Genomic DNA, 12,820 nt, shown 5'->3' on the forward strand with positions numbered 1-12,820 from the left:
ACAAAAAAACAAACGCCAGAGTATGTTAGCAGCACGCCTGCCAAGGAGGCAGGCGGCGTCGCTCGGACGGTTCCGGGCGCTGACGTATCTCGAGGGCACTATGAGCCAGCCATCCCAGCCGCCACTGCGGCGCTTTTCCCGTATTGATCGTTTACCGCCTTACGTATTCAACATCACCGCTGAGTTAAAAATGGCCGCTCGCCGCCGTGGCGAAGACATTATCGACTTCAGCATGGGTAATCCGGATGGGCCAACCCCGGCCCATATTGTCGACAAGCTGTGCACCGTTGCCCAGCGCGAGGATACCCACGGTTACTCCACCTCCAAGGGTATTCCACGCCTACGCCGTGCCATCTCCCATTGGTATCGTGACCGTTATCAGGTGGAGATTGATGCGGAAGAAGAAGCCATCGTCACCATCGGCTCCAAAGAGGGCCTGGCCCACCTGATGCTGGCCACCCTCGACCATGGCGATATGGTACTGGTGCCCAATCCCAGCTACCCCATTCATATTTACGGGGCAGTGATTGCCGGGGCACAGGTGCGCTCGGTGCCGCTAGTGCCGGGGGTCGACTTCTTCGTTGAGCTGGAGCGGGCGATCCGCGAGAGTATTCCCAAACCGAAAATGATGATTCTGGGTTTCCCCTCCAACCCGACGGCCCAGTGTGTCGAACTCGACTTTTTTGAGCGGGTAGTGGCCCTAGCTAAGCAGTATGGTGTGCTAGTGGTGCATGATTTGGCCTATGCCGACATTGTTTACGATGGCTGGCAAGCACCATCCATCATGCAGGTCGAGGGGGCCAAAGAGATTGCGGTGGAGTTTTTTACCCTGTCCAAGAGCTACAACATGGCCGGCTGGCGAATTGGCTTTATGGTCGGCAATAAGGAACTGGTGAGTGCCCTGGCACGAATCAAGAGCTACCACGACTACGGCACCTTCACCCCGCTGCAGGTGGCTGCCATTGCCGCTCTGGAGGGTGATCAGCAGTGCGTACGGGACATTGCTGAGCAATACCGGCTGCGCCGCAATACCCTGGTAAAAGGGCTGCATGAAGCAGGCTGGATGGTGGATATTCCTAAGGCATCCATGTATGTCTGGGCCAAAATTCCTGAGCCTTATCGAGCACTGGGCTCGCTGGAATTTGCCAAGAAGCTCCTGGCCGATGCCAAGGTTTGTGTCTCCCCTGGTATTGGCTTTGGCGACTATGGCGATGACTATGTGCGCTTTGCCCTGATCGAAAACCAAGACCGCATTCGTCAAGCGGTGCGTGGCATTAAAGCCATGTTCCGCAAGGATGGGTTGGTTGCCCCCAAAGAAAGCAAGGCGCCCTAAGACTGGCCTGTAACACGAGTAGATAAACAAAAGAGTAGGGCGGCCAAGCCAAGCCGCCCTTTTATTAAACTCGCTGCGCTACTGCTAGATTCAATAAGGCTCTCGCGCTGTTCAATAAGGGTCCCGCCCTAATGCAACCAATACCTGGCGTTTAGTTTGCCCTTGATAAGGGTAACGGCCATGCATCGCTAAGCGGTTGTCTACTAGCGCCATATCCCCCGCTTGCCAGGCCAGCGGATATGTAAATTCCGCAGCCAAACTTGCCGCCAACTGCAAATGCTCCGCCGCGATGGCGCTATCATCACCAAAACTTAAGGCTTTGGCGGGATGATCCCGCACCCCCGCCCAGCCCATATAGGCGGCAATCAGCTGATTGAAGAACACCTTACGCCCAGACTCATGCTCAATCACAGCAGGCAATACCGGCGTACGCGCTTCTAAACTGCCATCCTCCAGCCATTGCCAGCTATAACCTAACTGGACCAGTTTGGCTTCCGCCTCGGCCTGGGTTTGGCAATTGAGGGTGCTCCTCCAGCTGCGTCCCTGACCGGACTGTTGATCATTTTCCCCTGGCATGCGAGTACGGTACTTCAAGCCTTTTTGCTCGCAGTCCTGCATAAACTCCGGCACGAGTTCTAACAAACGCTGATACAGCGCATCAGAACGGCAAACCGGTGTTGCCCCCCCTACATCCGCAGGTTGCAGGCAGAAGAAGAACAACTTCTCCGGCGCTAGCGGGGTTTGCGCCATTTCATGGTGCAGGAAAATCTCTACCTCCGGTGGTGCTTCATTAGCGCTAAACACACGTGGGGTGAAGTTAATCCGCACTGCATTCGACAGCGACTCCTGATAGGTAAAACTGCGATAGTTAAAGGCGGCTGAGAAGGCATCAAAGTCTTCTGCACTATGCAAAGGAAAGCCACGAAACAACAGTACGCCTACTTCCGCCAGGGAAGAGCGAATAGCTTGTTGATGCTGCTCCACCCAAGCGCAAGCCTGCTGCACAGTGATCACTTGAGCAGGACACACAACCAGCGCAGGAAAACCTTGGCCAATGGCAAGATGGCCAGGCGCCGCTTGAGGAACAAATTCACCCCAGGTTTGCATACGCCACCTCAGTCATAAATTGGATGGAAGCGGTTAAACGCCGCGGCACAGAACGCACCCGGGTCATTAAAACGGCGGTTCTGATTCAAGGCGCTGATGGCAGCCATCTCGTCATCATTCAGGCTGAAATCAAACAGAGCCAGGTTTTCTCGCAAACGTTCAGGGCGACTGGTTTTAGGGATAATGGCCGTGCCGCGCTGAATGCCCCAACGCAATACCACTTGCGCTGGCGTACGGCCAACACGTGCTGCCGCTGCCTGTACCACCTCTTGCTGCAGGACAGATTCCTGCGCACCCGCCATTTCCAGCTCCAGGTAGGAGAGGGCTCCCAGGGGAGAAAAGGCCGTCACCCCCATATCGTATTGCTGGGCCAACTGAATCAACCGCTCTTGGGTTAGGTATGGATGCGATTCTATTTGCAGCATGGCGGGTTTAATCCGCGCATAGCTATGGAGATCGTGCAATAAGCCACTGTTGTAATTGCAGACCCCTATCTGCTTAACCAGACCTTCCTCTACCAGGGCTTCCATCGCTTGCCAGGTTTGGTAAAGCGGTACCGCTGCCAGCTCCATACGCGGCTGCGTAGCATCAGGCTCAAGCAACCAGCCGGGGGGATAGCGTTTTTCAAACGGCACAAAAGGCTGCGCAATCGGAAAGTGGATCAAGTACAGATCAAGATAATCCAAGCGTAAATCAGCTAAGGTTTTTAATAGAGCAGGGCGCACATGTTCTGGCGCATGATAGGTATTCCACAGTTTGGACGTGACCCAGAGCTCCTCTCGCTGGCACAGCCCATCCGCCAACGCCCGCGCAATGCCTTCACCGACTTCGGCTTCGTTACCATAATCACTGGCACTATCCAGATGCCGATAGCCCGCCGCAATCGCCTGATACACGCACTCCGCACAGTCTTCCTTGGCTAGCTTCCATAGGCCAAAGCCCACCGCCGGCATCCCCTTAACCCTCAGCATAGGTTTTGATCTCCCTTAGTCATTAATCTTATATAAGACAAAAGATAATGGAGACAATCCAAACAACTGTCAATTAACCCTGCAATTGACAGGGACAAGCACGGGCATGGCCAGTACAATGCCGCCTTTGCTTAAGGAATCAGCTCCGTTGGACCACACCCAGGAATGCGGCCCAGAGGATGCTCCTCCCAATACAGGAATATTCCATGACATCATTACCAGCCTGCCCTCAGTGTCAGTCCCCCTATACCTATGAAGAGGGCAGCCTGCTCGTTTGCCCAGAATGCACCCATGAATGGTCGGCGGATGACAGCCAGGAGCCCGCCGCCAAGGTATACCGAGATGCCGTGGGCAATCTGCTGCAGGATGGCGACACCGTCACAGTGATTAAAGACCTGAAGGTGAAAGGCTCTTCTCTGGTGGTGAAAGTGGGCACCAAAGTGAAAAATATCCGCCTGGTCGAGGGTGACCACGACATTGATTGCAAAATCGAGGGTATCGGTGCGATGGGTTTAAAAACCGAGTTTGTGAAGAAGGTGGGGTAACCCCACCTTAACCCGCTAGCCAGTATTTACTTGGCAACGGGCTTACTCTGCTGCTGTTTCGTCAGCAAGAAGCCCAATAACAGGGTGCCAACATACAGCCAAAGCTGGGGCGATAGAGCCTGCTGCTCAAACCAGGCGCTAATCAACAGGGCAAACAACGGGAAAATCAAAAAGACGTAGGAGAGCAATACCGGGCTCATCCGTTTCAGCAAGTAGAAATACAGCAGAAAGCCCCCCACCGATGCCACCCATCCCAGGTAAGCCAAAGCTAACCAGGAGTCCTGGCTTACCGCCTGCCATTGTGGCTGCTCCCAATAACTGCCGCACAACAGCAGCAATATTCCCGCCAATCCTATCGGCAGGGTGTTAAAGGTAATCACACTAATCGCCGCGCCCTGCTTTTTGGTCATCACATAACAAAAACCGTGTAAACCTGCTGCTGCCAAAATAGCGACAACACTGAGCAGCTCGGTTTGCCCATTGGTCTGCCAAGTTAAGACCCCTTGCTCATGCAGAATCATCGCCAGGCTGCTAAAGCCCAGTAGAATGCCGATTACCTGCAAGCGATGAATCGACTCCGCTAACAGCAAACGCGAGAACAACAAAATAAAGATTGGCATGCTACTGAACAGTAACGCGGTTAAACCGGAAGACAGCTGCTGCTCGGCAGCATTGAGCAGATAATAGGGCAGGGCAAAGTAGCCCAGGGTAATCAGCCAGAAAAAGCCCTGCCGGCCAGCGGGAAATAGCAGGGGTTCACCGCGCCAACGTGCAAAGAGCCAAAATAATGGAAAGGCCAGCACAAAACGCAAACCAGCGGCCGTTAAGGGCGGTACGCTGCTAACCGCAATTTTGATCCCCAGCCAGGTAGTACCCCAGCAGAGGCAGACCCCAAAATACATCAGCGCCGTTATAAGCAGCGTTCGGTTGAGCAACAGCGTACGGGGCGCACGCAATGGCGACAGCATTGACTTTGACATGGTATCAATCCATCTTTCTAGGCATTAATGATCGTTTTTTGCGCGCATTTTTAGCCTAAAAGGAGGCAATATGCCTGTCAAAAGATATATTGACACCCTGTCAATACTATTGCCCGCTTGGCATAACAGCGTCGCAGAGGCCGGCATCAGCAAATACCAGCGCCTGGCTAAGCTAGTACAACAAGCCATTGAAAAGGGTCAGTTAGCCAATGGCAGCAAGCTTCCTCCACACCGCTATTTGGCCGATCAACTAGGGGTGACCCCAGGCACCGTGAGCAAGGCCTATCAGGAACTGGAGCGCCTGGGCTATTTGCAAGCCCGTGTAGGAGATGGCAGCTATATCCGCACCCTGCCGCAAACCCGCGTCGGCCCCGAGCATTTTCAGACTCAGACCCGGAACGATGACGGCCTCGACTTACGCCATAATCAGCATATCCCCACCCATGAGGTTGAGTTACTCAGTCAATATTGGCAGCAGCTGGCCCAGCAACCGGCTTATATTCAACAACTCAGTCGCTATAGTCCGGAACAAGGCTGGCCCCAGCATCGTCAGGCGGGGGCGCGCTGGCTATCCCTGGGCAGTTTTCAACCCCAGACTGAACACATCCTCTGTTGCCATGGCAGCCAACATGCACTGTTTAGCACCTTATTGGCTTGTCTAAGGGCAGGGGAGGTGATTGCCACCGAGCATTTGAGTTACCCAGGCTTGATCAGTGCAGCGCGGATACTTGGCATCCGGGTGCTAGGGGTGGCAATGGACGAGCAGGGGATCTTGCCAGATGCACTGGAAAGCCTCTGCCAACAATACCCGATTAAAGCCCTGTACCTGACCCCCAGTATTCAAAACCCTACCACTGGCGTGCTAGATACCCAGCGGCGCCAACAGCTTGCGCGGCTCGCTCAACGTTATCAGTTGCTACTCATCGAAGATGAAACCCACGCCATGTTGTTTGACGAACGCCCGCTGCCACTGAGTTACTACGCCCCTGAGCACTGCATTTTGCTCAGCAGTCTGAGCAAAGTCGCCTGTGCAGGTATACGGGCAGGGTTTATCCACGCTCCAGCACGGTTAATCAACAAATTGGCTCAGGCAATTAAAGCGCAGAGCTGGATGGTCAATGCGTTTGGCCTGGACATCGCCAGCCAGTGGATTCTCAGCGGCAAGGCCTCTCAATTGGCCCAGGCACAATTACACGCCTTACAGCAACGCAAGGCCGCATTAACCCCCATCCTGGAGGGTTGCCAGTATCGCAGCCATAGCCATAGCCCTCACTTTTGGCTGGAAGTGCCAGAACCCTGGAGTGCGCAGGAAATCGCCGCCAACCTACAGCAAAGTGGCATCCGCATCGCCACCGCAGAAGATTTTGCCGTGGGCCGTCAGCATCAACCCCAGTCGATACGCGTTAGCATCAGCGCGGAACCGGATGATCTTGGCGCCATTGCCCAGGCGATGCAGCGGTTGCGTACACTCTTGCTGAACTAGGCGAATTATCGACGGTATTGAATAGCGGACAAGAAAACGGGGCATACGGCATATTGACAGAATATGGCCGTCTCAATGGCTAAGAACAGCAAAAGGCTTCGTTGATGCTCAGGTATCTAACTGAGCACAGAATAATTAATTTAACATAATCTTGATTATGCGAAATTCTATAAAAAAGCGGAAATAGCATCATTTAGGAGACAATCAAATCTTTTATTGGCAGTTAAACGTCATATCGATAATAACCAGCGTCGCATGGCTGCCGTCACTTCTTTAGGGCCTTCCAAGGTGGAAAGATGCCCACACTGCAGCAACACAACTAAGTCAGCTTGAGGTATGGCGTTAGCGATTTCCTCATGACGATCTATTGGGCACAAACGGTCATCTTCCCCACACAGAACTAAAGTTGGACATGCAATATGCCGCAACATTGGACGACTATCTCGCCTAGTCATGACTCCTTGCAACTGGTTAGCCAATACTCCAATGCCATTACTTACGGCCATATCAATAACCTTTTGCAAAAGATATTGGTCAAAAAGTCGTGATTCATGTACGTACTGAGGCCACAAGGTTTCACGCACCAATGTAGCTAATCCACACTCCTGAGCGGTACGCAACTGCTCATACCGTGCCTGGCGGTTCTCAACTGGATCCGGTCTGGCATTCGTATCCAGCAAGGCCAAACCCAGTACACGCTCTGGTGCCTGGTGCATCAGCTCAAGTGCCAAAATGCCACCATAAGACAGCCCTGCCAAAGCGAAGCGTTGTGGTGCCTGCCTCAGTATCTCTTCAACCTGCGCACAGGTTGAAGGATGATTGCCTACAGGCATCACGATGGGCTCACAAAGATCACTTAGATTACGGCTCTGAGGCTCCCATAATTGCTCATCACACAGCGTACCTGGCAACAACAACAAAGGCATTTTTTCATGGCTAGCCAGCCCAAGATCCATCTCTAAATCCTTCATATTCGCCTCCTAGTGTGGCAAGCCGTTTTGTACAAGCCCATGTCACTTTTGCGCTCCAGACTTTTGCCTTCAGATCGCTAGCAATCGAATGCATAAGTGTAAAGCCCTTAAATAAAAGCACTTTGTAAACTTTTTAACTGCCACTTTGAAGCTTTATTTCCTATTAGCCTCTTTAGAATGCATAATTATGCAAACAAAACCAGTGTTACTAGCGCTGGCACTACCTGGCTCGCAACAATCTCCTGTAACACCGAAGACTCATCCTATTTGAGAGGTACGGCATGACCCAAAAACGAGTGACATCCTTTGATGTAGCGCGTGAGGCTGGAGTTTCCCAATCGGCCGTCTCAAGAGCTTATACACCCGGAGCCAGTATCTCTAAACGTACTCGAGACAAAGTGGAGGCCGCCGCTAGAAAGCTGGGCTATCAGCCTAATGCGATTGCACGCAGCCTGATCAGTCGGCGTTCCAATATGGTCGGCATTGTGATGGCTGACATCATCAACCCTTTTTATCCAGCCGTGCTGGACATGTTTATGCGCAAATTTCAGGAGCGCGGCCACCGGGTGATGTTATTCATGGCCTCAAGGGATCAGAACATCGATGATCTCTTACCCCAACTGCTGGAATACCAGGTTGATGGCGTCATTATTACCTCCTCAACGCTCTCCTCTGAGATGGCTGAATACTGTTCCAAGCTTGGCACTCCAGTCACATTATTTAATCGCTACGTTCCTGATGTAGAAGCCAGTTCAATATGCTGCGACAACATTGGGGCAGGACGCTCGGTGGCTGATCTTTTTCTCAATAGTAAGCATCAGCAATTAGCCTATATTGCCGGAATTGAAAACACCTCCACCAACAAAGACAGGGAATATGGCTACAAAACTCGCATCACTGAGCGCCGCGCCAAACCCATGCTGAAAGAGGTGGGCAACTATACCTATGAAGGAGGCTATCAAGCTGCACTTCGTCTTTTTGCCGCTGGCCAGCCAGATGCTATTTTCTGTGCCAACGATATTATGGCGCTTGGCGTAATGGATGCTCTGCGCAGCGAACTAAAACTTAGAATACCGGAAGACGTGTCCATCATTGGATTTGACGATATCGCTACTGCCGCCTGGCAAGGTTACCGTTTAACTAGCATACGCCCTCCGATTGAGCGTATGGTCGATGCCACCATCAACAACTTGATTGAGCGCATTGAGGACCCCTCTACCCCACTTGCGGCCTCCATTGAAAGTATTGAGCTGGCAATTCGGGACTCTGCGCGACTACCTGAACATATTGGCATGCTGCACAGTTTTGAATAACTGCTTAAGGGCGTACTACTACGCCCTTTCTCGATACTTAAATACGATAAAAACGCTCCGCATTAGTACTCAAGATAGCCACCTGTTCTGTTCTGGATAGAGTGCTCAGCTGTTGCCGATACAAGCCAATCACACTGCTGTAGTCTGCATAGAGGCTGTCAACGGGAAAGTTTGACCCCAGCATCATTCGCTGACTGCCAAATAGCTCCAAAATAGTGCGAATAATCAGACCAACACGCTCCTCATGCAATGCATGATCAAACATGCCCAGCCCTGAGACTTTGATATACACCTGGTCAAGGCTGGCCAGTAACGACAAGCCCTCTCGCCAGGCACATATCCCCTCTTCTGACTGATCCCAAGGACTACCGGCATGGCTAATGACCACCGGAATCTCAGGATAATGAGCAAGAAAATGCGCCGCCTGTGCCATTTGATGCGGATATAGCTGCAACTCAAAGCTCAATCCCAACTCACCTAACAGGGAAAAGTTTGCCCGCCATTTATCCTCTGCCAACAGATCACGCTGACAAAAAGAAAGACGGGTATCAGGGTGACGGCTCACAATCTGCCGTATCCCACGAAAATTGGGGTAACAGCAATGACGAGCCAGCGTCTCTGCCAAGTCGTCCTGCAACAGATCAGCAAAACCAATAATTCCATGGGGAAAACCATACTGATCGGCTATGCCTTGTAACCAGGCGGTCTCTGCCACGGGGTCCGGCAGGGCTCCATCCGCTTGCACATGGACAGACTTACAGACATTCATCACCGCACAATCATGCCGGTACTCATCCAGCAAGTAATCGCGCTGTATAGGTGTGGGGTCCCCGAACGGTTTAGGTGTGCCCCTGGCCCGTAACCAGCCATACTCCAACGCATCAAGTTGCCAGAGGTGATGATGAGCATCCACCATCGGCAGAAGATCTCCCTCCTCATCTTGGCGTTCAGGTTTACCTACGTTAGCTATTTTCATGGCCGCTCCTCCTTCGCATCGATCAGTTTCCTTCCCATTCACTTAGCTCTCAGGGCATGGCCAAGTTGAATAGTCATGCATTGCGGTAACCAGCACAGGATGCTCCAGGCTGATTTCGGCTTTTTCAGGCATCAGGCTCACCCTGAATAATGGCGAGCTAGGCCTATCCAGAGCAGAGAATATCAAGCTTGCAGGCATTTTGCATTCGTAGTACATTTTAATTCCAAGACATTCCTAGCAAAATAACTAAGTCTTGAAATAAGCCCTCAAGCGATAGCAGTGGATTGGATAAAGCCAGAAATACCCTGGAGCCATTTCCGCAGCAGAGCTGGAGAAGAAATATAACAACAGGCAACGCAGCACGATTACCCGACTCAGCCGTCGGCCGCTGCTGCCCTACCTCACGTGAGCAGATGGAGGCTTAGATGGCGAGCATTACACTCAAGGGCATCAAAAAACAGTGGGAGCACTTCACCGCTGTTAAGAATTTGGATCTTGAGATTAAAGACAAAGAGTTCCTCGTACTGCTCGGCCCCTCCGGTTGCGGCAAAACCACCACCATGCGCATGATTGCCGGTTTAGAAGACCCGAGCCAAGGGGATATTTTTATTGGTGATCGCAGGGTCAATGATCTTGAACCAAAAGATCGTGATGTGGCGATGGTTTTCCAGAGCTACGCCCTCTATCCACAAATGACCGTGCTGGAAAATATCGAGTTCCCACTCAAGATTCGCGGTCTCGATAAAGAAGAACGTCGGCGCCAAGCTGAAAAAGCGGCGAACCTAGTCGAGTTGGGAAACCTGCTTGGACGGCGCCCACGCGAACTGTCAGGGGGGCAACGACAGAGGGTTGCCCTCGCCCGCGCTATCGTGCGCCAGCCAGAAGTATTTCTGATGGATGAACCCCTATCCAACTTGGATGCCAAACTACGAGGCACCATGCGCGCCCAACTCAAACACCTGCACCATGAACTTGCTACCACCACCGTTTATGTGACGCATGACCAAATTGAGGCTATGACCCTGGCAAGTCGGATCGCGGTGATCAATAAAGGCGAAATCCAGCAACTGGACACGCCAGAAAACATTTACAACGATCCTGCCAATCTGTTCGTAGCGACCTTTATTGGCTCCCCCCCCATGAACATTGTTCGCGGCAATCTCAAAGACGGTGTATTCAGTGGTCCCGGCACTCAAATTGCTGGGTTTGCAACCGACATCAATGCCGAAGTCTACCTAGGCATTCGCGCGGAGGACTTAGAAGTCGTAGCCGCAGGACAAGGCCATATCAATGCACCTGTCTACTCCCTTGAGTTAACTGGCGAATCAACCATGGTCACCGTACGTGTGGGAGATCAGTTCGTTACAGCTCGGGGGGATCGCCACTACCGTGAGGAGATCAATAGCCAAATAGGTCTACGACTCGATCCAAGTAAGGCCTATCTTTTTGATACGCAAACTGAACAGCGTATCTGTCGCCACCCTGATACCAAGGTCCAGCCCCTTAACCAGCACGCAGGATAATATCCTTACTCCAAGTCATCTGTGGCCGATGGCTTGGAGCCCCTCCTCCATTAAATACTCAACACATCTTTTCTTATCCGCGGAATCTCACGCTGCGCATCGCCACAGCGGTGGTAGCCGCTTACCGATACCCTTTCCAACATGTCTCAGCTTCAACAAAAACCAAATAACCAAAATGTGGAAACAAAAAAAGCAGGGGGGATGTATCCCGCCTGCCCTAAACTCGTCTGAAAGAACAATAGTGCCTTAGCCAACGCTGCCGTTTTGCACTGGCATGGCCCCACTATCGAATCTGTCCCAGCCCTGGCCGTTGAACGGATCGACACCTAACTGCTGCATCACATAAGGGAAATCAACCATGACCCAGTTATCGACGATCTTGCCATCCACCACCTTCCAAAAATCCATATAGCGAATTTCCACTCGCTTGCCGGTAGGCGCTATTCCCATAAAGGGGCCGCTATGCACCGCCTCTTGACGCCCAAAAGCAGCACACCATTCCCCTTGAGCAATACGGGCTTCATCAATGCAAACCTTGTCCGTAAAGGCCTGCTGAAAAGGCCGCTGCCAGTTTTGCTGGAACTCTTTTAACCCTTGTTTAAAACCACAACCGGCATTACCGATCCAACGAAAGGACTCGCTGAAAAAGCGTCCCATATTATCGATGTCATGGTCGTTCAGACCATCGACCATGGAGTCAATCACCGCCAGTGTTTCGTCCGTCTTTGTGAGGTCATTATCTTGAGTCAAAATACCCTGTTGCGGGCGTGAACCTTTCATTTCTCTCTCCTCTATTCCAGCCAACATTGACGCTAGAGCCAATGCCCATCTTGTTAGGCTTCCGACCCGGTCAAACTCAATTGCCTGACTGCTCGCCAGTAATACGTTGCCGTAACAACCCCACCCCACTGCTCAACAATGAATGGTCGGAACCCACGACGAGCAAACTGGCACCAGCCGCTTGCCACTGTGTGGTATCTTCGCTGGGGGCTAAATAAAGGCCGGTTGCCGCACCTGTAACTCCAAGAATCTCGTTACAACGCTGAGTCGTTTCCGCCGCAAAGAAGTCTTGCAGACCATAGGAAACCGATAGATCCGCGCGCCCTACAAACAAGGCGTCCACCCCATCCACGGCAGCAATTTCCGCACAAGCCTCATAGCCTTCCGGATCCTCAATCTGACAGATCAGGGAAACCTCTTGATTAGCTAATGAAAAATGCTCTGACAAGCTACGCTGAGCGTAATCAGCTGCTCGCGTAGTCCCTGCAAAGCCACGCCCACCTTTTCCGTAGCGCACTGCCGCCGCCAATTCTCGTGCCTGCTCAACAGTGCAAACGTGGGGAACCATGACGCCCGCCGCGCCACTGTCCAGCACGCCCAAAATAGTGTCTGGGTGACCATTAGGCACCCGCACAATGATGGGACAGCCTGCAGCACGGCCAGCAATCATAGCGGTATCAATTGCCGAGCGATCAAAGGGCGCATGCTCTGCATCAACCACCATAAAATCGAGTCCACTTTGACCGAGGATTTCAATCACGATGGGGCTGGGCGTCTTCACAAAAACGCCTAGTAATGTTTCTCGATTTGATAACCTTGTTTTGAAATCCGCATTAAC

General features: G+C 52.2%; 12 protein-coding genes. 5 read left to right on the forward strand and 7 right to left on the reverse strand.

The genetic code is table 11. The annotated features are described in order from the left end of the window. Positions 1-100: 100 nt before the first annotated feature. The gene (alaC, locus tag Q334_RS0110870) at positions 101-1,333 is read left to right on the forward strand and encodes an alanine transaminase (RefSeq protein WP_027313229.1); all 1,233 of its coding nucleotides are present in this window, start codon (positions 101-103) and stop codon (positions 1,331-1,333) included. Positions 1,334-1,444: 111 nt separating this feature from the next. Here alaC and Q334_RS0110875 read toward each other — a convergent pair whose 3' ends face one another. Further along, positions 1,445-2,440, reverse strand: coding sequence for a TauD/TfdA family dioxygenase (locus Q334_RS0110875; RefSeq protein WP_027313230.1), 996 nt, complete (start codon positions 2,438-2,440; stop codon positions 1,445-1,447). Positions 2,441-2,448: 8 nt separating this feature from the next. Further along, positions 2,449-3,411: an aldo/keto reductase gene (locus tag Q334_RS0110880; protein WP_027313231.1), complete on the reverse strand. Its 963-nt coding sequence runs from the start codon at positions 3,409-3,411 to the stop codon at positions 2,449-2,451. A gap of 206 nt (positions 3,412-3,617) precedes the next feature. On the opposite strand from Q334_RS0110880, the gene Q334_RS0110885 reads away from it, so the two are divergent. Further along, on the forward strand, positions 3,618-3,956 hold the full coding sequence (locus Q334_RS0110885; RefSeq protein WP_027313232.1) for a zinc ribbon domain-containing protein YjdM: 339 nt from the start codon (positions 3,618-3,620) through the stop codon (positions 3,954-3,956). A gap of 26 nt (positions 3,957-3,982) precedes the next feature. Here the strand turns inward: Q334_RS0110885 and Q334_RS0110890 are convergent, their stop codons facing one another. Next, positions 3,983-4,936: a DMT family transporter gene (locus Q334_RS0110890; RefSeq protein ID WP_027313233.1), complete on the reverse strand. Its 954-nt coding sequence runs from the start codon at positions 4,934-4,936 to the stop codon at positions 3,983-3,985. 70 nt (positions 4,937-5,006) lie between these two features. On the opposite strand from Q334_RS0110890, the gene Q334_RS0110895 reads away from it, so the two are divergent. Further along, positions 5,007-6,419 (forward strand): aminotransferase-like domain-containing protein, encoded by a 1,413-nt coding sequence (locus Q334_RS0110895; RefSeq protein WP_027313234.1) that lies wholly within the window; start codon positions 5,007-5,009, stop codon positions 6,417-6,419. A 230-nt stretch (positions 6,420-6,649) separates the two neighbouring features. On the opposite strand, the gene Q334_RS0110900 is transcribed toward Q334_RS0110895, so the two are convergent. Continuing rightward, a complete protein-coding gene (locus Q334_RS0110900) occupies positions 6,650-7,390 on the reverse strand; it encodes an alpha/beta fold hydrolase (protein ID WP_051527724.1) in 741 nt (246 codons plus the stop codon). 281 nt (positions 7,391-7,671) lie between these two features. Between Q334_RS0110900 and Q334_RS18855 the strand changes: the two genes are divergently transcribed. Continuing rightward, a complete protein-coding gene (locus Q334_RS18855) occupies positions 7,672-8,703 on the forward strand; it encodes a LacI family DNA-binding transcriptional regulator (RefSeq protein ID WP_035461333.1) in 1,032 nt (343 codons plus the stop codon). A gap of 37 nt (positions 8,704-8,740) precedes the next feature. Here Q334_RS18855 and Q334_RS0110910 read toward each other — a convergent pair whose 3' ends face one another. Beyond that, a complete protein-coding gene (locus tag Q334_RS0110910) occupies positions 8,741-9,679 on the reverse strand; it encodes an amidohydrolase family protein (protein ID WP_051527725.1) in 939 nt (312 codons plus the stop codon). Positions 9,680-10,104: 425 nt separating this feature from the next. Here Q334_RS0110910 and Q334_RS18860 point away from each other — a divergent pair, with 425 nt between their 5' ends. Further along, positions 10,105-11,202 (forward strand): ABC transporter ATP-binding protein, encoded by a 1,098-nt coding sequence (locus tag Q334_RS18860; RefSeq protein ID WP_051527726.1) that lies wholly within the window; start codon positions 10,105-10,107, stop codon positions 11,200-11,202. 246 nt (positions 11,203-11,448) lie between these two features. Here Q334_RS18860 and Q334_RS0110920 read toward each other — a convergent pair whose 3' ends face one another. Further along, a complete protein-coding gene (locus Q334_RS0110920; RefSeq protein ID WP_027313237.1) occupies positions 11,449-11,982 on the reverse strand; it encodes an ester cyclase in 534 nt (177 codons plus the stop codon). Positions 11,983-12,058: 76 nt separating this feature from the next. Next, positions 12,059-12,763 (reverse strand): HpcH/HpaI aldolase family protein, encoded by a 705-nt coding sequence (locus Q334_RS0110925; protein ID WP_211249529.1) that lies wholly within the window; start codon positions 12,761-12,763, stop codon positions 12,059-12,061. Between the last annotated feature and the right edge of the window lie 57 nt (positions 12,764-12,820).

Origin of the sequence: Balneatrix alpica DSM 16621 (assembly GCF_000619885.1) — a bacterium.
GTDB lineage: Bacteria > Pseudomonadota > Gammaproteobacteria > Pseudomonadales > Balneatricaceae > Balneatrix > Balneatrix alpica.

Coding starts and splice junctions, on each gene's coding strand:
- alaC (WP_027313229.1), top strand. CDS start 101: ATGAGCCAGCCATCCCAGCCGCCACTGCGGCGCTTTTCCCGTATTGAT.
- Q334_RS0110875 (WP_027313230.1), bottom strand. CDS start 2,440: ATGCAAACCTGGGGTGAATTTGTTCCTCAAGCGGCGCCTGGCCATCTT.
- Q334_RS18860 (WP_051527726.1), top strand. CDS start 10,105: ATGGCGAGCATTACACTCAAGGGCATCAAAAAACAGTGGGAGCACTTC.
- Q334_RS0110885 (WP_027313232.1), top strand. CDS start 3,618: ATGACATCATTACCAGCCTGCCCTCAGTGTCAGTCCCCCTATACCTAT.
- Q334_RS0110900 (WP_051527724.1), bottom strand. CDS start 7,390: ATGAAGGATTTAGAGATGGATCTTGGGCTGGCTAGCCATGAAAAAATG.
- Q334_RS0110910 (WP_051527725.1), bottom strand. CDS start 9,679: ATGAAAATAGCTAACGTAGGTAAACCTGAACGCCAAGATGAGGAGGGA.
- Q334_RS0110895 (WP_027313234.1), top strand. CDS start 5,007: ATGCCTGTCAAAAGATATATTGACACCCTGTCAATACTATTGCCCGCT.
- Q334_RS0110880 (WP_027313231.1), bottom strand. CDS start 3,411: ATGCTGAGGGTTAAGGGGATGCCGGCGGTGGGCTTTGGCCTATGGAAG.
- Q334_RS0110890 (WP_027313233.1), bottom strand. CDS start 4,936: ATGTCAAAGTCAATGCTGTCGCCATTGCGTGCGCCCCGTACGCTGTTG.
- Q334_RS0110920 (WP_027313237.1), bottom strand. CDS start 11,982: ATGAAAGGTTCACGCCCGCAACAGGGTATTTTGACTCAAGATAATGAC.
- Q334_RS18855 (WP_035461333.1), top strand. CDS start 7,672: ATGACCCAAAAACGAGTGACATCCTTTGATGTAGCGCGTGAGGCTGGA.